23 protein-coding genes and 1 tRNA gene are annotated in these 24,062 nt (G+C 43.3%); 15 read left to right on the top strand and 9 right to left on the bottom strand.

Translation table 11 applies throughout. The features are described 5' to 3' along the window. Positions 1-287: 287 nt before the first annotated feature. The 4 genes from pds (at position 288) to RMX98_RS19860 (ending at position 4,373) form a co-directional block, all read left to right on the top strand. Positions 288-1,727, top strand: a complete 1,440-nt coding sequence (pds, locus tag RMX98_RS19875; protein ID WP_322678627.1) for a 15-cis-phytoene desaturase — start codon at positions 288-290, stop codon at positions 1,725-1,727. Continuing rightward, positions 1,711-2,643: a 15-cis-phytoene synthase CrtB gene (gene crtB, locus RMX98_RS19870; protein WP_322678628.1), complete on the top strand. Its 933-nt coding sequence runs from the start codon at positions 1,711-1,713 to the stop codon at positions 2,641-2,643. The genes pds and crtB overlap by 17 nt, the downstream gene beginning before the upstream one ends. A 127-nt stretch (positions 2,644-2,770) precedes the next feature. Further along, positions 2,771-2,862: transfer RNA gene (locus RMX98_RS19865), tRNA-Ser, on the top strand. Between the two features lie 188 nt (positions 2,863-3,050). Beyond that, on the top strand, positions 3,051-4,373 hold the full coding sequence (locus RMX98_RS19860; protein ID WP_322678629.1) for an ABC transporter substrate-binding protein: 1,323 nt from the start codon (positions 3,051-3,053) through the stop codon (positions 4,371-4,373). A gap of 56 nt (positions 4,374-4,429) precedes the next feature. On the opposite strand, the gene RMX98_RS19855 is transcribed toward RMX98_RS19860, so the two are convergent. Beyond that, complete coding sequence (locus RMX98_RS19855) at positions 4,430-5,248, bottom strand: hypothetical protein (RefSeq protein WP_322678630.1); 819 nt, start codon at positions 5,246-5,248, stop codon at positions 4,430-4,432. A 619-nt stretch (positions 5,249-5,867) separates the two neighbouring features. On the opposite strand from RMX98_RS19855, the gene RMX98_RS19850 reads away from it, so the two are divergent. Next, positions 5,868-6,185, top strand: coding sequence for a hypothetical protein (locus RMX98_RS19850; protein WP_322678631.1), 318 nt, complete (start codon positions 5,868-5,870; stop codon positions 6,183-6,185). A gap of 244 nt (positions 6,186-6,429) precedes the next feature. Beyond that, positions 6,430-8,157: a succinate dehydrogenase/fumarate reductase flavoprotein subunit gene (locus RMX98_RS19845; RefSeq protein WP_322678632.1), complete on the top strand. Its 1,728-nt coding sequence runs from the start codon at positions 6,430-6,432 to the stop codon at positions 8,155-8,157. Between the two features lie 81 nt (positions 8,158-8,238). On the opposite strand, the gene RMX98_RS19840 is transcribed toward RMX98_RS19845, so the two are convergent. Beyond that, the gene (locus RMX98_RS19840) at positions 8,239-8,439 is read right to left on the bottom strand and encodes a DUF6887 family protein (protein WP_322678633.1); all 201 of its coding nucleotides are present in this window, start codon (positions 8,437-8,439) and stop codon (positions 8,239-8,241) included. A gap of 270 nt (positions 8,440-8,709) precedes the next feature. On the opposite strand from RMX98_RS19840, the gene RMX98_RS19835 reads away from it, so the two are divergent. Next, positions 8,710-8,895, top strand: coding sequence for a DDE transposase family protein (locus tag RMX98_RS19835; RefSeq protein ID WP_322678634.1), 186 nt, complete (start codon positions 8,710-8,712; stop codon positions 8,893-8,895). A gap of 84 nt (positions 8,896-8,979) precedes the next feature. On the opposite strand, the gene ctpC is transcribed toward RMX98_RS19835, so the two are convergent. Beyond that, complete coding sequence (gene ctpC / locus RMX98_RS19830; protein ID WP_322678635.1) at positions 8,980-10,263, bottom strand: carboxyl-terminal processing protease CtpC; 1,284 nt, start codon at positions 10,261-10,263, stop codon at positions 8,980-8,982. Between the two features lie 254 nt (positions 10,264-10,517). Continuing rightward, positions 10,518-11,744, bottom strand: a complete 1,227-nt coding sequence (gene ispG / locus RMX98_RS19825; RefSeq protein ID WP_322678636.1) for a (E)-4-hydroxy-3-methylbut-2-enyl-diphosphate synthase — start codon at positions 11,742-11,744, stop codon at positions 10,518-10,520. 394 nt (positions 11,745-12,138) lie between these two features. Between ispG and RMX98_RS19820 the strand changes: the two genes are divergently transcribed. Next, positions 12,139-12,276, top strand: a complete 138-nt coding sequence (locus RMX98_RS19820; protein ID WP_322678637.1) for a hypothetical protein — start codon at positions 12,139-12,141, stop codon at positions 12,274-12,276. 95 nt (positions 12,277-12,371) lie between these two features. Beyond that, positions 12,372-13,409 (top strand): cysteine hydrolase family protein, encoded by a 1,038-nt coding sequence (locus RMX98_RS19815; protein WP_322678638.1) that lies wholly within the window; start codon positions 12,372-12,374, stop codon positions 13,407-13,409. A 115-nt stretch (positions 13,410-13,524) separates the two neighbouring features. On the opposite strand, the gene RMX98_RS19810 is transcribed toward RMX98_RS19815, so the two are convergent. After that, a complete protein-coding gene (locus RMX98_RS19810; RefSeq protein ID WP_322678639.1) occupies positions 13,525-14,439 on the bottom strand; it encodes a M23 family metallopeptidase in 915 nt (304 codons plus the stop codon). A 326-nt stretch (positions 14,440-14,765) separates the two neighbouring features. Between RMX98_RS19810 and RMX98_RS19805 the strand changes: the two genes are divergently transcribed. Beyond that, complete coding sequence (locus RMX98_RS19805) at positions 14,766-15,974, top strand: HhoA/HhoB/HtrA family serine endopeptidase (protein ID WP_322678640.1); 1,209 nt, start codon at positions 14,766-14,768, stop codon at positions 15,972-15,974. Between the two features lie 50 nt (positions 15,975-16,024). On the opposite strand, the gene RMX98_RS19800 is transcribed toward RMX98_RS19805, so the two are convergent. Beyond that, positions 16,025-16,372 carry a DUF760 domain-containing protein gene (locus RMX98_RS19800; RefSeq protein WP_322678641.1) on the bottom strand — a complete coding sequence of 116 codons (348 nt, stop codon included), beginning with the start codon at positions 16,370-16,372 and terminating at the stop codon, positions 16,025-16,027. A gap of 510 nt (positions 16,373-16,882) precedes the next feature. On the opposite strand from RMX98_RS19800, the gene RMX98_RS19795 reads away from it, so the two are divergent. Continuing rightward, positions 16,883-17,146 carry a DUF3146 family protein gene (locus RMX98_RS19795; protein WP_069070640.1) on the top strand — a complete coding sequence of 88 codons (264 nt, stop codon included), beginning with the start codon at positions 16,883-16,885 and terminating at the stop codon, positions 17,144-17,146. 248 nt (positions 17,147-17,394) lie between these two features. Here the strand turns inward: RMX98_RS19795 and RMX98_RS19790 are convergent, their stop codons facing one another. The 3 genes from RMX98_RS19790 to ntcA all read right to left on the bottom strand — a co-directional run bounded on the left by RMX98_RS19790 (position 17,395) and on the right by ntcA (position 20,308). After that, positions 17,395-17,847, bottom strand: coding sequence for a pre-16S rRNA-processing nuclease YqgF (locus tag RMX98_RS19790; RefSeq protein ID WP_322678642.1), 453 nt, complete (start codon positions 17,845-17,847; stop codon positions 17,395-17,397). A gap of 130 nt (positions 17,848-17,977) precedes the next feature. Further along, positions 17,978-19,468: a DUF3084 domain-containing protein gene (locus RMX98_RS19785; protein ID WP_322678643.1), complete on the bottom strand. Its 1,491-nt coding sequence runs from the start codon at positions 19,466-19,468 to the stop codon at positions 17,978-17,980. A 168-nt stretch (positions 19,469-19,636) separates the two neighbouring features. Next, positions 19,637-20,308 (bottom strand): global nitrogen regulator NtcA, encoded by a 672-nt coding sequence (gene ntcA, locus RMX98_RS19780; RefSeq protein WP_322678644.1) that lies wholly within the window; start codon positions 20,306-20,308, stop codon positions 19,637-19,639. A gap of 378 nt (positions 20,309-20,686) precedes the next feature. On the opposite strand from ntcA, the gene fabI reads away from it, so the two are divergent. The 4 genes from fabI (at position 20,687) to RMX98_RS19760 (ending at position 23,570) form a co-directional block, all read left to right on the top strand. Continuing rightward, on the top strand, positions 20,687-21,463 hold the full coding sequence (gene fabI, locus RMX98_RS19775; protein ID WP_322678645.1) for an enoyl-ACP reductase FabI: 777 nt from the start codon (positions 20,687-20,689) through the stop codon (positions 21,461-21,463). 181 nt (positions 21,464-21,644) lie between these two features. Then, on the top strand, positions 21,645-22,280 hold the full coding sequence (gene hisB / locus RMX98_RS19770) for an imidazoleglycerol-phosphate dehydratase HisB (RefSeq protein ID WP_322678646.1): 636 nt from the start codon (positions 21,645-21,647) through the stop codon (positions 22,278-22,280). Continuing rightward, the gene (locus tag RMX98_RS19765; RefSeq protein ID WP_322678647.1) at positions 22,277-22,417 is read left to right on the top strand and encodes a hypothetical protein; all 141 of its coding nucleotides are present in this window, start codon (positions 22,277-22,279) and stop codon (positions 22,415-22,417) included. The genes hisB and RMX98_RS19765 overlap by 4 nt, the downstream gene beginning before the upstream one ends. Positions 22,418-22,586: 169 nt before the next feature. Beyond that, complete coding sequence (locus tag RMX98_RS19760; protein WP_322678648.1) at positions 22,587-23,570, top strand: ABC transporter ATP-binding protein; 984 nt, start codon at positions 22,587-22,589, stop codon at positions 23,568-23,570. Positions 23,571-24,062: the final 492 nt, after the last annotated feature.

The raw sequence follows: 24,062 nt of genomic DNA, 5'->3' as shown, positions 1-24,062 counted from the left end.
GAAATCAACTCCTTTCAGACAACTTTTAAAATTAGCTATTTTCAGTCAAAGGAAATACTTTTGTTTACCTAAATCACTTGCATGTAAATATAGAGAAAGTGTACGCCACAAAGCTATTGCCAACAATGGTATTGGCAATTTGCTTGGGCAAGTGCGCGTAGGTAAAATTCCCTTTGGCAAAAGTTTTTTGGGGAAGCGATCGCACAATCACTGCCAAATGTAACGGATTGCAACGTATAATGAGAACGACAAAACGGTTAAGAAATATTGAAGAGCAGTAGGGTTACATGCGAGTAGCGATCGCGGGAGCGGGACTAGCAGGACTTTCCTGCGCGAAATATCTTACAGACGCAGGTCACACACCCATTGTCTTGGAACGTCGAGACGTTCTAGGCGGTAAAGTGGCCGCGTGGAAAGATGCTGATGGAGACTGGTACGAAACAGGTCTGCACATCTTTTTTGGCGCATATCCCAATATGTTGCAGTTATTCAAAGAACTGGACATTGAAGATCGATTGCAGTGGAAAGAACACACAATGATCTTCAACCAGCCAGATGCACCTGGTACTTACAGTCGCTTTGATTTCCCAGATTTGCCAGCACCAATTAATGGTATAGTGGCAATTCTGCGAAACAACGACATGCTGACATGGCCAGAAAAAATTCGCTTTGGCATCGGGTTATTGCCGGCCATGATTCAGGGGCAAAAGTACGTTGAAGAAATGGACAAATATTCCTGGACAGATTGGCTGCGTAAACACAAAATTCCAGAACGGGTCAATAAAGAAGTTTTTATTGCTATGGCCAAGTCGCTGAATTTCATCGGGCCAGATGAAATTTCAGCAACCATTCTTTTAACTGCCCTCAATCGTTTCCTCCAAGAAAAAAAAGGCTCGAAAATGGCCTTTCTGGATGGTTCGCCAACAGAACGATTGTGTCAACCTCTAGTGGATTACATCACCGAACGCGGTGGAGAAGTCCGTTTGAATGCCCCTTTAAAAGAGATTTTGCTAAACGCCGATGGTAGCGTCAAAGGTTACTTGATGCGGGGGTTGAATGGAGACGAAGATGAAGTTTTCACGGCGGATTTGTATGTATCTGCCATGCCGGTTGACCCTCTGAAGGTGATTTTGCCAGCACCTTGGAAAGAAATGGAGTTTTTCCAAAAGTTAGACGGGTTGGAAGGCGTACCTGTGATTAACGTGCATTTGTGGTTCGATCGTAAACTTACGCAAATTGATCACTTGCTATTCTCGCGATCGCCCCTCCTAAGCGTTTATGCTGATATGAGCAATACCTGCCGTGAATACGCCAACCCCGAACGCTCGATGCTGGAATTAGTTCTAGCCCCGGCAAAAGATTGGATTGCCAAATCCGATGAGGAGATTGTGGCTGCAACTATTGCCGAGTTAGAAAAACTCTTCCCCGACCACTTCGGGGGAGACAATCCAGCAACATTGCTGAAATCTCATGTGGTGAAAACGCCCCGTTCAGTTTACAAAGCGACCCCTGGTCGTCAACAGTACCGTCCCTCGCAAACAACCCCCATTAGTAACTTCTATCTCTCAGGGGATTACACCATGCAACGCTACTTAGCCAGTATGGAAGGTGCCGTACTTTCTGGTAAGCTGACAGCGCAGGCGATTTCTGAGGCCCTCCCGGTAGCAAATTCCTCAAACCTGCAAACGCTCACCCGACCGCCCGCAACGAATGCTGCAACTGCCTGATTCCCCGCCGCGCATGAAAACGCTGGTCTCTGTAGACGAGTCATACAAACTTTGTCGGCATCTCACAGCAAAGTATGCCAAGACTTTTTACCTGGGTACTTTGCTGATGAGTCCGGTAAAACGTCAATCTATTTGGTCAATTTACGCTTGGTGTCGCCGTACAGATGAATTGGTGGATGGCCCCGCATCTGCTATTACCACGCCAGAAACCCTAGACCTATGGGAACAGCAGCTGGAATCGATTTTTGCGGGGCGTCCATTAGAAAATTACGATGTAGCTTTAGTTGATACCCTCCAGCGCTTTCCGATGGACATTCAACCATTTCGGGATATGATTGCCGGTCAGCGCATGGACTTATATCGCAGTCGTTATGAAACCTTTGAGGATTTATACCTCTACTGTTACCGCGTTGCTGGCACTGTTGGCTTAATGTCAACATCAGTTATGGGTGTGGATAACACCATATATGCAGCACCGTGGCAACAGAACAAACAACCTTATGTTCCCATAGAAGAAGCGATCGCTCTCGGAATTGCCAATCAACTCACCAACATCCTGCGGGATGTGGGAGAAGATGCCAAACGGGGACGGATCTACATTCCCCTGGAAGACTTGGCAAAATTTAACTATACCGAGAAAGACTTCTTCAAAGGTGTGGTAGACGATCGTTGGCGGGCATTGATGCGCTTTCAAATTGACCGCGCCCGCCAATTTTATACCATATCCGACCAGGGAATTACTTATTTAGCATCCGATGCCCGTTGGCCTGTATGGGCAGCATCAATGCTGTACGGTCAAATTTTGGAGGCGATTGAAAGCAACGATTACGATGTATTCAGTCAGCGGGCTTTTGTTCCCCAGTGGAAAAAGTTACGCACCTTGCCCATAGCTTGGATGCGATCGCAAGTCCTTTAAAAAATTAGTCATTTGTCCCTAGTCTTTAGTCATCAGTGTTTTATAGATAACCAACGACAAATGACCAATGACAAATGACTATTGACTCTTAATGGCAAGTCTGGTAACATTGATATTCGTGAGTCATGGAGAGGTGGCTGAGTGGTCGAAAGCGGCAGATTGCTAATCTGTTGTACGGCAGGCAACTCCGTACCGAGGGTTCGAATCCCTCCCTCTCCGTTTTTCAGGTTTTGATACACATATATTTTGTGTAAAAAAGAAATACTAATATCGGCGTAAATATTTCTACTCCTAAAGATGGATGATATGATTTATCTTTTGGAATCTTGATAAGATCCAGCTAAGTTACAAATCTAGTTTGGATTTTATTTTTAGGCTCCTAAATATCTGAGGAGTAAAAGTAATTTATGAGAAAAATTAGCGCCGTCTTAAGTTTAAGTATAGCTACCCTAGCAACTGGGTTTCTAGTAGGGGCTTGTGGTGATAGCAGTACGCCCAATGGCACAGCTAACAACGCAACTACCGCTACCCCAGCAGCAAACTCAACTACCACAAGTAATACTAAAGGGCTAAAAATTGGTTCATTGCTACCGACAACAGGCGACTTGGCTTCTGTAGGACAGCAGATGCTAGGTTCCGTACCTTTACTGGTCGATACAGTCAACGCTTGCGGTGGAGTGAATGGCGAACCCGTTACCTTGGTGCAAGTAGACGACCAAACCGACCCAAGAGCAGGTGCAGCTGGGATGACCAAGTTAGCAACTTTAGATAAAGTAGCAGGTGTAGTTGGTTCTTTTGCCAGTAGCGTTTCTAGTGCAGCTGTCTCAATTGCCACGCCGAATAAAGTTATGCTGGTTTCTCCTGGTAGTACCAGTCCCGTATTTACCGACAAGGCTCAAAAAGGCGACTATAAAGGCTTTTGGGCACGTACCGCTCCTCCCGATACCTACCAAGCACTAGCTTTAGCTCAACTTGCCAGAAAAAAAGGTTTCAAGCGAGTTTCTACAGTCGTAATTAATAACGACTATGGCGTAGGGTTTGAAAAAGCATTCGTGCAAACTTTTGAAAAATTGGGTGGAACTATAGTTAATAAAGATAAGCCTGTCCGCTACGACCCAAAAGCTCAAACATTTGATACAGAAGCGGCTGCTGCTTTTGCTGGTAAGCCAGATGCAGTCTTAGCTGTACTCTATGCAGAAACTGGTAGTCTGTTCCTGAAAGCCGCCTATCAGCAAGGTGTGGCGAAGGGAGTACAGATTCTGCTGACAGATGGGGTAAAATCACCTACTTTTCCCGAACAAGTTGGCAAAGGCAGTGATGGTAAATATATTTTAACAGGAGCGATCGGTACAGTACCGGGTTCCGATGGTAAAGCATTAGAAGCTTTCACCAAACTGTGGAAGGATAAAAAAGGTGGTGCGCCTGGGGAATACGCTCCTCAAGCTTGGGATGCAGCTGCTTTATTAACATTGGCGGCGCAAGCTGCTAAGGAAAATACGGGCGTTGGTATAGCCAGCAAAATCCGGGAAGTTGCTGATGGGCCTGGCACAGAAGTTACTGATGTCTGCGAGGGACTGAAGTTACTTAAAGATGGTAAAAAGATTAACTACCAAGGAGCTAGCGGCAACGTAGATGTTGATGCTAACGGTGATGTCGTCGGTGTATACGATGTTTGGACAGTAGGAGACGATGGCACAATCAAGGTAATTGATAAAGTTACCCCCAAATAGAAAGTTAGGAGTTATGAGTTGTAAATTTAATCTTATAACTCCTAACTCCTAATTACTTAAAGCCCATTAAAGTTGTAACCAACTCCTAATAACAAGCCCACATCAGTTTCATCAAAGAATCCAGCATTGATAGCAGCTGTTGCTGTAAATTGAGAACTTAGAGGCACATCTATCCCACCAGATACCAAAAAGGCAAATTGCGAATCATCACCAGTTTTATAAGCTGCACCTACTCCGACGTAAGGTGCGATCGCTAATGGTTCGCTAAAAGCATCTGCTGATTTGAAGCTAAAATCGTAGGTGATCGGAAGTAAAACTGTGGTGTTGTCCCCAAATACGGCTGAGGGTCGCACCGATATAGAATTAGTCAGTCCGATTTTACTAACTACGGCGAAGTTACCGTCGCCCAAAGACGTGTCACCACCGCTCAAACCAATGTTAGCAGCAATGCCAAGATAGCTACTGCCACCACGAGTAGTTCTACCTAAATCAATATCTGATTGCGCTACTTTGGTAGCAGATGGTTGAGCAGGAGTTTGAGAAGTCGGTTGTACAAACTCAGAGGTGAGCGTCGCAGATGAGGTTGCCACTGTGCCGGGAACAGGTGTAGGTGTTACACTAGCGTTTTCCTGTACCTGAGTTAGATTTCTAACTGTAAAAGTTTCAGTTGTTTCTGTAGAGAGATTTGGGCTTGTAGTATCTAGTTCTGGACTAAAGTCGTTAGGAGACGCTACGGTTGCGGAAGGTTCAGTTAATGACTGACTGCTCACCTTGTCTACTGTCTGGGCACTTGCAGATAAGCCGCTACTGAGAAATGCAAGAGCAGCTATACTTGGCAACCAAAAAACACCTTTACGAAGAAAAATAGTATTCACATTCACTCCTAAAACAATGTTGCCACGAAAAATAAAGGTTTTTGTTGATTTAAGTCAACAAATTCGGGCAATACTCAAAATTTAACATCAAAAAATCGGTTTTACATCCTGAATTTCCTTGATTTCTCTAGTTAATATTTACTAGCAAAAAATTAGATCCTATAGCAATCCTGAATCATTCGTGATCAACATAGATACCAGACTTCTCAAAAAACTCAGGTATCTACGGGTTGCAATTTTCACAATTAAATTGAATTGCTATAGGACTCATATTTGATTTTTGAAAAAAATTCGGTATACCTCAATCATCTGAAATCCTTTTGCCTATTGCCTACTAAGCCAAGTGATTCCAGTAATCAAACCGGATTCCTATATATATTCTGAATATCCTCAATTTGACAGATGACATTAACCAAAAAGACTATTTATTAAGGAGGCAATCGGGATTGCGACCTCTTTTATGAAGAGAAAAGGTTTTTTCTAGCATCGCTGCCTTGTCGCCAAAGGCGGCTTGATTGTGAAGTGATATTACGAAGCTTGCAAAAATATTTAGAAATTGCCGACAAGGCAAACATAGTTCTAACGTAGAACCTATTAGGAGAGACTTGAGGCAAATGTGATGAGCGGAAATAATATTCAAAAGTATCGGTTTGTCTGTACCCTGACTTTCGGTGATATCTACGGTCAAATAATTGTTTGGTTAATTACAATTACCCTAAGTTTGGCGTCAGCCTTGGCACTAATGGGTGCCAAGCGACCTGTGTATGCCTTAGCAACGGCGGGCCTTGTCGTTCTGCTATCGCTACCTTTCTTGTTGTTTGCGTTTGTCACTACCTTGTTAAATCATATTGAAGTCACTCCTGTAGGCCCAGGAACCAAAATGGAACCCATACCAGGTAATGTGTCTCAGCAACAACCTGTACAAGCAACTAGCTAACATAGTTAGGAGTTAGGAGTAGAGATGCGATTAATCGCGTCTGTACAGGAGTTATGAGTCACTGTTACTCTATCTGTGCCATAACTCTTCATTTTTAACTTTTCACTCCTAATTTCAAAATTTGTCATAAAATCCCTGTCTATAAGCAGGGATTTTTTTGTAGAGATGCCACTGTTGCAACGCACTGCCTGATTCATCACGTCTCTACAATAGAACAGCAGGGGTTTGCAGTCGGGGGCTAAATATGCTGGAACATGATGTGATTATTGTCGGGGGTGGATTGGCGGGATGTCGCGCTGCTGTGGAAATCGCCCGTATTGACCCTAGTTTAAATATTGCTGTGGTTGCCAAAACCCACCCAATTCGTTCCCATTCGGTTGCGGCTCAAGGTGGTATGGCTGCGTCGCTGAAAAATGTTGATTCCGAAGATAGTTGGAAAGCACATGCTTTTGATACTGTCAAGGGTTCTGATTACTTAGCAGACCAAGATGCTGTGGCAATTCTCACCCAAGAAGCGCCAGATGTGGTAATTGACTTGGAACATCTCGGCGTTTTGTTCTCTCGCTTACCGGATGGGCGCATTGCCCAAAGAGCTTTTGGTGGACATTCTCACAACCGCACTTGTTACGCTGCTGACAAAACCGGTCACGCGATTTTGCACGAATTGGTTAACAATTTGCGGCGTTATGGGGTGCAAGTTTATGAAGAGTGGTACGTGATGCGTCTCATTTTAGAAGAAAATGAGGCCAAGGGTGTGGTCATGTTCCATCTTTTGGATGGACATATCGAGGTGGTGCGGGCTAAGGCGGTGATGTTTGCCACCGGGGGCTATGGTCGCGTTTATAACACTACCTCCAATGATTACGCTTCTTCGGGTGATGGTTTGGCAATGACTGCGATCGCAGGTTTGCCCCTAGAAGATATGGAATTTGTGCAGTTTCATCCTACTGGCTTATATCCGGTAGGGGTGCTGATTTCGGAAGCGGTACGGGGTGAAGGGGCGTATCTGATTAACAGTGAAGGCGATCGCTTTATGGCGAACTATGCGCCCAGTCGGATGGAACTAGCTCCTCGTGATATTACCTCACGAGCGATCGCTTACGAAATTCGCGCCGGACGTGGTATTCATCTCAATGGCAGTGCTGGTGGCCCCTTCGTCTATCTGGATCTGCGCCATCTGGGCAAAGAAAAAATTATGAGTCGCGTTCCCTTCTGTTGGGAAGAAGCCCATCGTTTAGTAGGTGTTGACGCAGTAACTCAACCGATGCCAGTCCGTCCGACAATTCACTATTGTATGGGTGGTATCCCAGTTAACACCGATGGTCAAGTTCGCAGTAGTGGCGATGGTTTAGTTGAGGCTTTCTTTGCTGCGGGTGAAACATCTTGTGTTTCCGTACATGGGGCGAATCGCTTGGGCAGTAATTCACTATTGGAATGTGTAGTTTATGGTAAAAGAACTGGAGCTGCGATCGCCAAATTTGTGCAAAAACGTAAGTTACCCTCTGTAGATGAGCAACGATATCTAACAGAAGCCCAGCAACAAATTCAAGCTTTGCTAGAACAACCAGGACAGTACCGCATTAATCAAGTCCGTGAAGCCTTCCAAGATTGTATGACTGAGTACTGTGGTGTTTTCCGCACTGAGTCATTAATGACTGAAGGTTTGCAGAAACTAGAAGAAATACAACAAAAATACCCGCAAATTTATTTAGATGACAAAGGTAGTTGCTGGAATACAGAACTCGTAGAAGCCTTAGAATTGCGAAGTTTGATGGTAGTAGGGCAAACCATTTTGGTATCAGCTCTAAATCGCCAAGAAAGCCGTGGCGCTCATTTCCGCGAAGATTATTCCCAGCGAGATGATACGAACTTTCTCAAACACACAATGGCTTATTATTCACCAGCCGGAATTGATATTCAATATCGGCCAGTGGCGATTACTATGTTTGAGCCAAAAGAGCGGAAGTATTAGTAAAGGTAAATTTATCTGAGAAATCGAGGTGATTACAAAAATTTTGTTCACCTCGATTAAGAATATGAAATTATTAAGTTATCAATCAGAACCTAATTGTTTCTGAATTACAGCAATTATTTTTTCTTCCCAAGCCGGATCGTTTAATTGTATTGCAACATCACGATGACGAGATTTTCGTCTATCCATGTAAGCATAAAAGGCTTCCTTATCATCCTTGTGGGTGATAAAGTAACTCTTTAGCTCTTGGTCGCTCATTGCTGCATAGTTTACCTTATTCATGGTTCTGTACTACCATCTGGTGTAATTTCTAGCTCTATTTCTTCATTTTGCCCAGCTAATATAAAGGCCAAAAGATAACGAATTAGCAGAGAAAATCTTTTGAGTGTAGAGTTAGCTACAGAAACGACCCTCAAGCATCTAAGATATTATTGATCCGAATAAAAACTAATTATACGATTACACTTGCTAAATCCCAGATTCAGCAAGTGCGAAGATATTTTCTGTATGGCGTAAAATTCTTACTATAAAAACAAGATTTTTATTTAAAATATGAGCAATTCACAAACTTGGTATATTGTCAAGCGTTCTGTTGGAAACTGTGAAATTATCCCCAGCGACCAAGTTGACGACGATAATCTAGAAATTATAGAACAGTGGGGGCCTTTTAATTCGCAAGAAGAAGCGATCGCTCGTCGGGTTGGACTTATTAGGGCTGGAAAATGCCAACCAGTTTAGTTAGTAGTTAGAAGTTGACAGTGACGGACTTTATTACTTTACTAACTCCTCACTATTCACTCCTAACTTTCATTACCTAACTCTTCATTTTTCTGCTGTAGGTGTGCCCTGAACAGCAATTTTTTTACCAATCACTTCCACCGCTTTAGCGAATTGAGGGTCTGCAAGAGTCGCGAGTTTGTCACGTTCATGGAGCCACAAATCTTCCATCTGCTTTTTGGTCAAATCCACTTTCACATCTGGCGAAATGCCTTTGTGATTGATATCTGTACCATTGGGGGTATAGTAATGAGCAATTGTCACTGCCAATCCTGAACCATCTTCCAGGGGACGCACTGATTGCACCAGTCCTTTGCCAAAGGTTTGAGTACCAACCAAAGTAGCACGCTTATTATCCTGCAAAGCCCCTGAGAGGATTTCACTGGCACTAGCTGAACCTTTATCTACCAACACCACCAAAGGTTTATTTGTCAAGGCTCGTCCGTTTGCCTCTTCCTTTTCTGCCTCTCCTCGGCGTTCAACTGTGGAGACAATCTTACCTTTATCTATCCACATCCGGGCAATATCCACACTGGAGAAGAGTAAGCCGCCTGGATTACCACGCAGATCCAGAATATATCCAGCTACCTTTTTGCTTTCTAAATCTTTGATGGCGCTTTGCATTTCTTTACCAGCATTGGCGCTGAACTGGTTCAAGCGAATGTAACCAAGATTCCCTGCTGGGGTTTTCTTTTGGGAAAACTTAACTGGATGGATTTCAATTCGTGCCCGTTTGATATCAAATTGTTTTGTCTGACCGTCACGCCCAATAGTCAGGCTAACTTGGGTTCCTGCTTCACCCCTAATCAAGGATACTGCCTGATTGGTATCCATCCCCTTAGTATCTTTGCCGTCGATTTTGAGGATGACATCTTTCGCCAAAACACCAGCTTTAAAGGCTGGTGTATCTTCGATTGGCGCAATTACAACCAATTGCTTCGTTTTTTCATCCTGACTGATCGTGATTCCAATGCCTGTCAATTCCCCAGAGGTATCAACTTGCATATTCTTGAATTCGGACGGGTCCATAAACCGGGTGTATGGATCATCTAGCTTTTTGAGCATTTCCCGAATGGACTTATACGCTTCTTGGGGATTACTGTAGGACTTGCTCAAGTATTCCTTACGAACAGCCTGCCAATCCACCTGATTAAAAGTACCATCTACATATTGGCGCTCAATAACTTGCCAAACTTCATCTACTAATTCTTTAGGACTTGCTTTAAATAAAGCCTGACCTCGCGAATGAATGCCAAGGCTAGTAACAGCGATCGTGGAGAGTGTCACTGCCGTAGCACCCAAAACAAGTATACTTTTTGTAGTCACCATAATGACAGCTGCATCAGAGGGAAAATAATATAGTCAGTATGCTCAATCTAACACAGGCTACCACTGTACAGACCGAGTATGTATCCTTAATTTAAACAAAATACTTGACAATCCGGCGAACTTGATAGCTGAAAGATACAAAGTTTTTGGGTATGGGGCATTGGGCATTGGGAAAGAGGAGGCAGGAGGCAGAAGTTCAACAGTGTTTGAATTTTGAATTTTGAATTGATTTCTCCCCTTCTCCTCTGCTCCCTTTAAGGTTCTACCCAGCGTTCATCTGCCTTAATCAGGTTAATTAATTCCTCTACACCTTTATCTTCTGGGACTTTTTTAATTTCTTCTCGACCACGGTACAAAGAAATATAACCAGGTGTTTTGCCAACGTACCCATAGTCGGCATCTGCCATTTCTCCAGGGCCATTGACAATACAACCCATTACTGCGATATCTAGCCCAGTTAAGTGTTTAGTGGCTTCCCGGACTTTGTGCAGTACTTCCTCTAGATTAAACAAAGTGCGTCCACAGGAAGGACAAGCGACGTATTCCACCATCGTTTTTCGCAATCCCAGAGCTTGGAGAATGCTGTAACAGACGGGAATTTCTTTTTCTGGTGCTTCTGTTAGTGAGACGCGAATTGTATCGCCAATGCCATCAGCAAGTAAGGTAGCAATACCAGCTGTAGATTTAATTCGCCCGTATTCGCCATCACCGGCTTCCGTAACGCCTAAATGTAGCGGGTAATCCATACCCAGTTCATCCATACGTTTGGCAATGAGGCGATAGGCGGCTACCATCACGGGGACTCGTGAGGCTTTCATGGAAATTACCAAGTTGCGGAAATCCAAAGATTCACAGATGCGGATGAATTCTATGGCAGATTCCACCATTCCTTCGGGAGTGTCACCGTAAGTAAATAGCATTCTCTCAGCGAGGGAACCGTGATTTACCCCAATTCGCATCGATTTTCCTTGATCGCGCAAAGAAACTACTAGAGGTTCTAAGGTTTCGCGGATTTTATCGCCAATTTCGTCAAATTCGCTTTTAGTATACTCAGTGCGATTGATGTTTGGCTTTTCAAACACATACAAGCCCGGATTAATCCGTACTTTCTCTATGTGCTTGGCAACTTCCACAGCGATTTTCAGCCCATTGTGATGAACATCAGCCACAATTGGCACGTCTTGGTAAGTTTTTATTAATTTTTGTTTAATTTCCCCTAAAGCTTTTGCATGAGCCATACTTGGCACTGTGACGCGGACAATTTCGCAGCCTATTTCGTGCAGACGACGAATAGCAGCCACGGAACCATCAATATCAAGAGTGTCTTCGTTAATCATTGACTGCACCACAACGGGGTAGCCGCCGCCAATGGTGACATTTCCCACCTTTACAGGGCGGGTTTTACGCCGCTTGATAGTTGTATCAAAGGTGGCTTGAGGTGATGTGATGCTTGAAGTGTTTACTGTGGGCAGAGTTTGCATAACCTGATTAGGTAAATTTGCTGTTGCTCAAATATCAGATTTAATAAATCTCTGTTTCCCAGATTGCCACAGCTAGAGCTTTTTTGGACGATTAATATAGAAAAAAATGGAGAATCAGAAAGGTGAAGAAATAAACAGCAATTGAGGAGTTTTGCTCTTTTGTAAAGATATATTGCCTAAAAATCTTTTTAACTGAGTAGCTTAAGTGCGATCGCCCAGGGTTCAGCAGGAAAACTTTAGGAAGCGATCGCCTTATTACTGCACTTTAGACTAAAAAAGAGCGATCGCTAAATTTATGTTTTCATAATACAAATATACTATTAAGGAAGGAAAATGAGGAGCGATCGCTCCTACCACCAGCTAAATTAGACTTATCACCAAATGCTTTAAGCCTATGCTAGAAAAAACATCTACATTTCAGAAAACCATAGAAGCGGTAGAAGCATTAGATCCAGAAGCTCGTGAAGCCTATGCTAAAAGGGAAGTACGTAGTGGAACTGTTGCTGATTTAATGGCGGAGTTAGATGATTGATGCAACTGCTTTGGAGTGCAAGATTTATTCGAGATTTTAGAAAATTTGGGGATTGAAATTATAGATGTTATTACAGAATAAAAGCGGCTGTAATTATGAACATCCAAATAACACCCCAACTACCAATTCCTCCACACTTTAAGACTGAAGAAGTGGGCAAAGTCTGGCGCGTACCTTATCAAGAACGTGCCGCCGAAGCTGAAATCTGGGCAAAACAACACGATATCAAACCTGCATCTTTAGATAAAAGCCGGATTTGCCTACTATTAATTGATGTCCAAAATACCTTCTGTATACCTGGCTTTGAACTATTTGTAGGTGGGAAATCCGGGAATGCGGCGGTGGATGATAACGTCAGATTGTGTGAGTTTATCTATCGAAACTTGGGAATAATCACGAAAATTGTACCAACTCTAGATACTCACACTGCAACGCAAATTTTCCATCCGATCTTTTGGGTGAACGCTACGGGAGAACATCCCACTCCAGCAGCTACTAGTATTACACCAGCAGATGTTGAACAAGGTATCTGGAAAGTTAACCCAGCAGTTGCTAACAGTGTTACTAATGGAAATTATGAATTATTAGAAAAACACGCTTACCATTACCTTAAAAAACTCAGTCAAGACGGTAAATATCCTCTTACTGTTTGGCCTTATCATTCTATGTTGGGTGGTATTGGTCATGCTCTAGTTTCATCGGTAGAAGAAGCGATATTTTTCCACGGCATTGCGCGTCAGAGTCAGACGCAATTTGAAATTAAAGGTGAAAATCCCTTAACAGAAAACTATTCTATTTTGCGTCCAGAAGTGTTGGAAGATTTTGAGCAACGTCCACTCGCTCAAAAGAACACGCGCCTGATTAAACAACTTTTAGAATATGATGCAGTAATTATTGGTGGTCAAGCTAAAAGTCACTGCGTTGCTTGGACAATTGACGATTTATTAACAGAAATTAAACAGGTAGATGCCACCCTGGCGAAAAAAATTTATTTGCTAGAAGATTGCACTTCCCCCGTTGTTGTCCCCGGTGTTGTGGACTACACAGAACAGGCAGATGCAGCATTTGCAAGATTTGCAGAGGCAGGAATGCACATCGTAAAATCTAGCGAAAATATAGCATCTTTTTTTTAACGCAAAGGATCGTATTCGCATTAGCGAAGCGGTAGCGACGTTAGGAGCGTCAGCATCTCGTAGAGAAGGTTTCGCAGAGGAACACAGAGATTTCCTCTGCGTTTCAAAACGAACTTCATTTTTTCAAATAACCCTTTGGATCTTCTGCTACCCAACCCAGAGATGAACTAGAACGCACTTCAAAATGGAGGTGCGGTTGAGGGGAACTTGGTTTTCCACTAGTGCCTACTGTTCCTAGTAAGTCTCCTTTTTTCACTTGTTGGCCGACAGTAACTTTGATACTCTCAAGCTGGGCATAGCGGCTTTGAAGTCCGCCACTGTGGTTAATAATGACCAATTTGCCATAGGAACCTTGATCGCTGGCAAAGGCTACAGTTCCAGGGGCGATCGCTAGCACATTAGTACCAACTGGTGCTAATAAGTCAACACCACTGTGGAAGAAAACTTCACCTGTGGCAGGATTAATTTGCCAGCCATAAGCTAATCCCACATTTACCACTTGTGCCAAGGGATATCCAGACAAGGATGCACGGTTTGGTGTACTTGCATCACTAGGTAAAGGGGACTTGGTTACAACACCATTGGGCGACCAGTTTACCCCCGGAACAAACACGATTCTGGGGTCTTGTTGGCAGCCATTCACCTCAAAAAGGCTATCAGCCCGAACTTTGTATTGTGCCGCTACTTGTCGCCAAGTTTCACCGCGAGGCACTTCGACTACAATCCCATTGTAGGGAGGAATTTGAAGCACACTACCAACGGCTATGTAGGTGGAACCCGCCGCAGGTATTGCACCATTCTGCAAAGCTGGATTCATGCCGATAATAGTTGTAGAAATGAGATTGTAGCGCTGCGCTATGCTCTCCAAAGTTTCGCCACGAACAACTTTATGGCGTTGGAAGCGAGATAAAGCTGGAGTTGGACAACCACTCACAGCAGCGTTGGTACTGTTTGGGTATGGCAGTATGCTTACTAGCCCCAAGGCGCTAATTAAGCTACAGAGAAACACTTGACGAAAGGGTAAAGTCATGTATACAGGTCAAGAGCGCATTAACTTTAGATTTTATATGGGAACAGTGGAAAGTGGGGAATAGGGGCTGGCGACTGGGGACACAACGACTGCGCGGTAGTTGAATCTCGACTTCGCTCGATTACCGCGTAGTCGAAACTCAGTGCATCGCTGGGGACTAGGAACTAGGAACTAGCAATACAAAGGACAATAATCATGCCCAATCCCCAATTCGCAATTCCCAATCCCCAATCGCTAATTTCTCGTAAATTGATCTGTCCACTTGCCGTTAGCTTGACTACACTTAGAAATTAGCAACTGCATTGCTGTTCTTGAGCAAAACAATTATGAAGTTATCCTTAAAGCAACTGGCGGTTTATGTATTTTTACTGGTAATTGGCGGTGGTGCAGGTTTGTTTGGCAGTCGCTATTTCCTGCCACAAAATCGCTCGTTCCAACAGTTAAAAAATGTAACAATGGCTTCGCCTCCAGAATCTGTAGTTCCTAATTCTCCTAACGGAGCGATTGGGGCTACTGGGGGCGATAATGTTAATTTTATCGCGACGGCAGTACAAAAAGTTGGCCCTGCGGTGGTGCGGATTAATGCCACTCGCAAAGTAGCCAATCCCATTTCTGATGCTTTGAAAAGTCCCCTTTTACGGCGATTCTTTGGAGAAGATGACCAACCAATTCCTCAAGAACGCATCGAGCGCGGTACAGGATCGGGATTTATTTTGAGCGAAGATGGAGAATTACTCACTAACGCTCATGTAGTGGCAGATACAGATACAGTACAAGTTACCCTCAAGGATGGTCGCAGTTTAGAGGGTAAGGTGGTAGGAGTTGATTCTGTGACAGATGTGGCGGTGGTGAAAATAAAAGCGAATGATTTGCCGACAGTGAGACTGGGCAATTCGCAAAACCTGGTGCCAGGACAATGGGCGATCGCTATTGGCAATCCTCTAGGTTTAGATAATACTGTCACTATCGGTATCATCAGCGCTACCGATCGTACCAGCACTCAAGTTGGTGTCCCAGATAAGCGAGTCAGCTTTATCCAAACTGATGCCGCAATTAACCCTGGTAATTCTGGTGGGCCTTTGTTAAACGCCCAAGGCGAAGTGATCGGCATTAACACTGCCATTCGCGCTGATGCTCAAGGACTCGGTTTCGCTATCCCCATTGAGACCGCCGCCCGGATCGCCAATGAACTTTTTACCAAAGGGCGTGTAGAACATCCCTTCTTGGGTGTTGAAATGGCAGACCTTTCTCCCATCAGAAAACAACAGATTAATCAAGAAAATCAACTGAATATTCAGCAGGATGCTGGAATTGTGATTAAAGGAGTCACAGATGATTCCCCAGCCAAGCGTGGAGGACTGCTTCCTGGAGACGTGATTCAAAAAGTTAATGGCAGACCTGTCAAAACCTCAGCCCAAGTTCAGAGACTGGTGGAGTCTAGCAAAGTTGGAGACATAATAGCGATCGAAGTCAACCGCAGTGGCAAAATTCAAACCTTCAAAGTACAATCAGGAGCTTATCCTGAAAAGAAATAGTCAATAGTCAATAGTCCCAGAATGTTTGACTACTGACTATTGATTATTGATTATTGACCATTAGACAAATGCTCTAACTGCATTCTTTGTTCCATCTGGCGCAAAAAATACCCCGTCATCATGGCCGAGGCTAAAAGCCCAGCTAAGTTTTCCCGATCTGTTGTGATTTGGACGTTGAAATTTTCTGCCGGGAGCATTCCCACTAGCCCTTGGACATTTTGCGAGATGATTTGTTTAATTTCGGGGCTGGCGGACTGAGCAATCCTCGCTAAAACATCAGGAGACTGATGCTGTAGATATTTGAGTAACTGATTGGGGTATTCCTCAGAGTGGCCGGAAAGAAGTTGATTAGGGTGTTCCTCAGAGTTGTCGTTCAAAAAGTCAGGATTAAACACCATTGGCAGTTTTATTTAGCTTAATTGCTAACTCTACTTTAAACCATAGTACAAGGGTAGCGCATTCACCAGGGGCATAAGTCAAGAGGAGGGGAGTCACAAAAGGCAGAGGGGCAGGGAGCAGAAGGGGAAGAGTAATTCCATTCAAATCATCAAAAACTTCGACAGTCCTTGTTGTTACGATGCTGACAAAATTTTGACTGGATGAATTGAATGATTTTTGATTGTGAAAGCTTCTCTTAACCCATAGCAGCCGCTCCTCAGACGCTCTCCACGAGAGGCTGTGCGTAGCTTCCTTGTAGAGGTACGCGGTTCGTTAAACAAAATAATTTTCACAACCCAGATAGGATTACATAGTGGCAACTTCAGTATCATGAAGTCATTTTGCTCATGAACACAACTTAGTCAACTACAAATACCCACTTTGTCAGTTTGTCTAATTAAGCTATGTTTGGTAAATAAAATAAGTAGCCTAAATGATCGGCTTTTATTCCACACTTGACATAAAGCATTGTGAGTGCAAAACGTCTGCCAGAAACCATTGCCCATGTCAGAATTACTCGCCAATCCTGGCAACACGGCTTCCTTGAAGGCGAAGTGAGTGCAGGTGAGTTTGAGTGGCATTTCCAGTGGCATTTTCGCCGGGGAGAACTTGCCGTCAAGCCTTCCCAAGGCCGCGCCTTAATTAAAGAACCCCTCGGTCGATTCTTGGAGCAACAAGATTACCAACTAGAACCTGGAGGAGACTATGCTTTTACTATTCGCGCGGAACTCTAGAAGTTAAGAGCCATTCAATTTTAGATTTTTTCCAGGACTTATCGAAAAATCGCTCAAAAGGTTAATAGCCAATCTGCCTTTAGGTTGCATAGTTTTTAGCCTGAGAAAAATGCAAAAATGCAATCGAACCGCCATCTTTACGAGAGGCTTCCGCCAACGCGCAGCCTCTCAAAGAGAAGAGAAGGCACGGACACACCAGAAGAATTCATAGAGTGTGCGTAAGTTCTATATTTTCTTTAATCCAAAATCTAAAATTGGCTAACTGCTGATTCAGTCAGACGATTTAAGTATCTTTCGATTAAAAGGATGGCAACAATGTCATCTATCGGTCGTGGTGGTTGCCGCATACCTTTTGGTAATAGCTTTATTAGCCCTTTAGGCGGGTACATTTGCCAATAGCGATCGCGTGCTTCTAAGGTTGTATAACGCTCATCGACTAAAATAATACTTAGAGGTTCTGTCAATTCCTGATATAGTTTCTGTCTCCACTGCTTGGCTGTAGTTTGGTCGCCCATGACCATTAAGGAAATGGGAAATTTTTGACGTAGTGTCTCAATGATAGCGATCGCCTCTTTTGCTAGCACGACCTGATGATAATATAGTTGCCGATCCAGTCCCATCACCGCTAAACCACACTTATCTCGACCTGGATCAAACCCCAAAATCACTGGTTGCGTTGGTGAAAATTCCGGGAAAGTCATAAGAAATTAAAAATTAAAAATTAGAAATTTGGTCTAGCGTCTCGTAGAGAATAAATGCAATTACAACAAATATTTGGGCTGCTATTCAATATGTTTAAATCTTACTAATAACAGTGTGCAAATAAATTTTTTAAGTACTAAAAATAATTTTTCCGTTGACTATTGCCACTAATTTTACTCTCAATGGCCCGGCTGTATAAGTGTCCTCTGCTGCAATCGCTTTGATCTCCAAGGGTTGATTATACTGTCTTAGTTGGCTGACAAAGCGGAGAAAAGTCCCCTCTACTTGCACATTTTCGACAATTCCGGCATTACGGGCCCGAAATTGAGAAGCAGAAATTAGTATTTCCAGGCGTTGCTGTAACTGATACGATGTCATGCTTTTGGAATCGGCAGTAGTCGTGGCCAGCACCGCACCTCCCGAAAAAACCAGTTGATTCCGCGCTGTATCGGCAAAAAATTCTATCTGCTTTTCTCCCCTGACATAATTACCAGCCGAGAAAATTCGTACCACGTATTCTTGACCATCGCTAATCTGCTTGCTCAGTTGATCGACCCGATCCTGGGTAACACGCAGTAGCTCTACGTTGGCAGAATTTGCACCAGGTTCGCTTAATTCGAGGTTGGCGTTGCGATTGGCTTCTTGTAAAAGTTGTACCACTGCCTGACGAGCAGCAGCAGGTTGGGTAACACGAACGACAGCAGCAGACAGAACTTGACCACGAACTAAGGCCAGCTTACCCAAACGCAGGTCGCGGTAGGACTGATAATATTTTTCCAGTCTGGCAACTTCTTGTTCTAATTCCTCCTGTTGTGCTTCTAATTCTTTGAGACGCGATTCGCGTTTGGCAATCACTTGCTCTCGTGCTGCAACTTCTACATTCCGCTTTTGAATTAGTTGATCTAGTTGGGAAATTTTTTGATCGCGCGCTTCTATGGCTTCTTGACGGTTAGCAAGTTCGCGATCGCGTTTTTCAATTGCTGTTTTGGCTTCGTCAATGGCTTTTTTCGCTTCTGCATAGAGTCTTTGACGTTCTGTCTTCAATAGTTCAACTGCCGCCTGTAGTGCCTTCCTCTGGTCGTAAACGCTTTGCAATTCAGCTATGGCTTTTTGGTATTGAGTTACAACCCGATCTAGTTGACCTTGAGTGCGTTGGAGTTGAGTTTGGGTTTGAGCTTGTTGACTGATGGTGCGGTTTAACTGAGCTTGTGTTTGTCTTTGTTTGGCATTTGCTGCCTGTAAGGACTGATTAATTGCTTGTAAATCTTGTTGGGCCTTTGCTTGGGCAATTCTTGCTTGGTTTAGCTCACCTTCTACCTGACTTTTCTGAGTTTCTGCGGTTTTTAGCTGTTCCCGCTTGTGTCTCAGGTCTGTTTGAATATCTTCTAACTCAAAGACTCCTTTACGCAAGCCTTCGTCGGCAGCGAATAAAATCCCTAAAGTTGATGCTGAAATCAAACCACCAGTAAAAATTGTTACTAGTACTGCGGTGTTTTTTGGACGAAGCTTAAAAAGTGAGAGGCGGGCTTTGCCAACTCGTGTGCCGATGCGATCGCCCACGGTGGCAATTACGCCTCCCAAAATCAAAATTGCTGCGATGAGGATGTATCCGGTGGTCATCTTTAGCTACCGAAATCCTTCCAGATACAGCCTACTACTTTTAAGCATTGTCTGGAAAGAAGTGGAAATTGGCAATAGCTGAAATTATTCAATTTTAGATTTACCTCTAGCTATTAGTGTCATCTTGCAAAATACAACACGCGCCAACTCCCCTTTCTCCAATTTTTTTTATGTGAATTGCCTACTTAAGGTAACAGGTTTATGCACAGTAATCTTCTTTTTGTGGATAGAAATCATCTTTTTTTCACGCAAATCTCCCAGTAACCTGGTAACGGTAACACGAGTTGAACCAATTGCTTCTGCGATCGCTTGATGAGATAACTTCAAATCAATAGTGATTCCATCTGCACAAGGAACGCCAAAATCCCGACAAAGAATTAACAAAAAACTCACCAATCTAGAACCCATATCTCGGTGAGCAAGAGTTTCAATCATCATCTCTGTCTGTAAAATGCGCGAAGACAGACCTCGCAGCATTAACATTGATAATTCTGGATTTTCCTTGAGTGCTACCTCTACTTGTTCAATTGGTGCTGACAGTAATTCCGCAGGCGTAAATGCAACCGCATGGTAAAACCGATCCGATTTATTTCCTGTCAGCAATGACAATACACCAAAAACACTGTTTTCTCGCAGCAACGCTACCGTTATTTCCTCTCCTGCCTCGTACACCCTGGAAAGTTTAACAGCACCTTTCAAAAGAAAATAAACTCGTTCGGCAGGATCGCCAGGAAAAAAGATCGTTTTATTGCGTTCAAACGTTTCCACAACTGGCGGAAACGCCCCGGTCGCCATCTGACGAAAAACATTTGCTAGGGCTTTATCTTGTGTCACGATCATCTCCCTTCCCCTACCCAATGCCGGAAAAACAAAAACTGATTACCTAAGAATACACCCGAAAAATGAATAAAGCACCGTCAACCTTTCTGTACTTTCCTATACTCCAACTAATCTCTTCATAACTCTTTGTTTATAATGATACATAATTGTTGATCCTTTCAGCTACTAATTGTTGATAAGTAGTTCCAATAGCTGTATTTAAAAGGTTTTTTGAAGAACAAATAAAGATATCTTGAGAATATCTTTAGGAAAAATCAAGATTTTTGTCACAGGAAACACTCTTAGCAATATTCATTTTTGCAAATCCTGTATAAAACAAAGATAAATTAGCCTCAGATTCTAGTATGCTCCTAATGATTGATCGCATTAACAATTGATATGCTAAATCTGACTGGAAAAAATGCCCTTGTTACAGGTATTGCCAATAACCGCTCGATCGCCTGGGGCATTGCCCAACAACTTCACAAAGCTGGAGCAAACCTGGGTATTACCTACCTGCCGGATGAACGCGGCAAAATGGAGAAAAAAGTTGCGGAATTGGTAGAACCCCTCAATCCCAGCTTATTTCTTCCCTGCAATGTCCAAGATGAAGACCAAATTAAATCTACCTTTGAAACAATCCGCGATCAGTGGGGAAAATTAGATATTCTCATCCATTGTCTGGCTTTTGCCAGCAAAGACGATTTAACTGGAGATTTTAGCCAAACCTCTCGTTCTGGTTTCAACACCGCCTTAGAAATTAGTACTTACTCACTAGTGCAATTAAGTGGTGCAGCGAAACCTTTGATGACAGAGGGAGGTAGTATCGTCACTCTGACATATTTAGGTGGTGTCAGAGCAATCCCCAACTACAACGTTATGGGAATTGCTAAAGCGGGTTTAGAAATGAGTGTGCGTTACCTGGCTGCTGAACTAGGGCCACAAAATATCCGCGTGAATGCCATCTCAGCAGGCCCCATCCGCACTTTGGCATCTTCAGCAGTGGGTGGAATTTTGGATATGATTCATCATGTAGAAGAAGTAGCTCCCCTACGACGCACCGTCACTCAGCTAGAAGTAGGCAACGCTGCGGCTTTCTTGTGTAGTGATTTGTCCAGTGGGATTACCGGACAAATTCTATATGTAGATGCAGGATATGAAATTATGGGAATGTAAGATAATTTGGGCATGGGGGATTGGGAATTGGGCACTTGTACTGAGCGTACCCCTGCGGGGAAGTAAGCTACGCGTAGCGTCTCTTAGAGAAGCCGAAGTATTGAGAATTGAGTATTAGTAAAATTCTTGTCCCTTGCCCATTCCCCATTCCCCATTCCCCATCCCCCATTCCCAATTTCCTATGCAAATCAGCAAAATTAATTCAAACTACGATCGCCTAACTGAAACTTCTCGGATTGCGACTGTTCACCGTACCACTGGTGAAACTAATGTGCAAGTTACCATCAACCTGGATGGTAGAGGAACTTGCACAGCAGCAACAGGTATTCCGTTTTTGGATCACATGTTGCATCAAATTGCCTCCCACGGGCTGATTGATATAGATGTCCAAGCCAAGGGAGACTGGGAAATTGATGACCATCACACCAACGAAGATGTAGGCATTACTTTAGGGCAAGCTTTCAACCAAGCACTAGGCGATAGAAAAGGCATTGTCCGCTTTGGTAATTTTCTTGCACCACTGGATGAAGCCTTAGTTCAGGTAGCACTAGACTTTTCTGGACGGCCTCACCTCAGCTATGGCTTGCAAATTCCTACTCAGAGGGTAGGAACCTATGACACCCAACTGGTGCGAGAATTTTTTGTGGCTTTGGTGAACCATAGCCAAATGACACTGCACATTCGGCAATTGGATGGCATTAATTCCCATCACATCATTGAAGCGACATTTAAAGCCTTCGCAAGAGCAACACGGCAGGCGGTAGAAATTGACTCCCGACGTGCTGGCTTAATTCCCAGTTCTAAGGGAGTTCTATGAAAAGAGTCAAATTGGATATTGGGCATGGGGCATTGGTAATGGGGAAAGGGAAAGGGGAAAAGGGTAAAGGGAAAAGAGGAAAGATTAAATTTATTCCTTTTCCCTTTAACCTGGTTGGTGAGCTTGCCGAACCATAACCTTTTCCCCTGCTCCCCCTGCCTCCTCTGCTCCTCTGCTTTCCTGTTCCCTTGCTTCTTCGCAAGTCTCCTATTTCGGATAATTGACACACAGCTTGGTGATGGTTATTATCAGCCTACCGGGTAATTTTTAATTAATACCAAGCTGATAAATAGTGATTTAACCGAGATGAAGTCTGTTGCAGATGACCCTAATTCTCAACTTAATACGACAGACACTCCGCCAGTAGTCCTAACTTCTGAGTTGCGAAAAGTCTATCGCACCGGTTTTTGGCTAAATCAAAAAGTCGTATCTTTGAAAAACTGTTCTTTAACGGTTTACAAAGGCGAAACTTTTGGGTTGCTGGGGCCTAATGGTGCTGGTAAAACCACGCTTTTAAAATTATTGCTGGGAATTATTCATCCCACTTCTGGACGGGGATTATTATTGGGTAAGCCAATAGGCGATCGCAGTGTTAAGCAACATATCGGCTATCTGCCGGAAAATCCCTATTTGTATGACTATCTCACTGGTTGGGAGTTTTTACAGCTAGCTGCTGGGCTATTCCAAATTCCCCAAAGTGTCCAACGCCAACGCATTCCCCAACTGTTGGAATTAGTGGGTTTATCCCAAGCTGATGCCCGTAAAAAGCTCCTGCGCCGCTATTCCAAAGGAATGCTCCAGCGTGTTGGTATGGCACAGGCGCTAATTAATGAGCCAGATTTGGTTTTTCTAGATGAGCCAATGTCTGGACTCGATCCTGTGGGACGCTACCAAATGCGGGAAATTATTCTGGCGCTCAAAGCCGCCGGCAAGACGATTTTTTTTAATAGCCACGTTCTTAGTGAAGTAGAACAGATTTGCGATCGCATTGCCATCCTCGCCCAAGGTGAACTAATTTGCTCTGGTTCTCTCAATGAACTTTTAGGCGGAAAAGACACATATTACATCAAAGGTCAAGGCGGTGACTGGGAAATTCTCAAAAAATGGATACCCACTCTCATCTTTGAGCCTGATGGTTCCTGGCACGGTACACTACAAGATGATTACTATGATTTTCTTGCCAGTCTTCATCTTATGGAGGGTAAAATTATTGCCATGAACTTGTCGCGTCACTCCCTAGAAGAATTTTTTATTCAACAAATCCAAAAGAAAAATAACTCATTGAATTAGTTTTACTGTTAAATAGGAAATTGTCGGCTGGTCTGAAGAACAAAACTCAAAACTTCTGTCTTTTTGAGTTATCTTTGCTCACCTCAACCCCAAAAAATAAAATCTCGACCTATTTTTAAGATTATTTGTATTTATTTAATGAACTTGTTCTTAATTTTGGTAGTCACTTACTACTCATTGGAGATTTTAAATGTTATCAAATTAACTTTGATAAGAAAACTTTATTCGTTAAGTACTTGATGGCTAACAGACAATTTCTTGTATAAGACGTGTTTAATTGCGTCAATTATATATTTTTTGATATTGCTCTATTCAAACAGCATTAACTTTAAGTTAACTTCACTAAAAATTTAAATTCAATAAACAAATTTCCTCCGGAAAATCACATTTTTCTAGGAAAATAAGAGTGTCGGGGAACTTGAATACTTAGGTATAGTCAAAATAAAAATGTTTAGACAGTACTTTATTGATTGTAGTTTCAGAGTCTCAGGT

Source organism: Nostoc sp. DedQUE02 (assembly GCF_034531035.1).
In the GTDB taxonomy this organism is placed as follows: Bacteria; Cyanobacteriota; Cyanobacteriia; order Cyanobacteriales; family Nostocaceae; genus Nostoc.
Note: the sequence above shows the minus strand (reverse complement) of the source record. Positions and strands in the feature narration are given on the sequence as shown.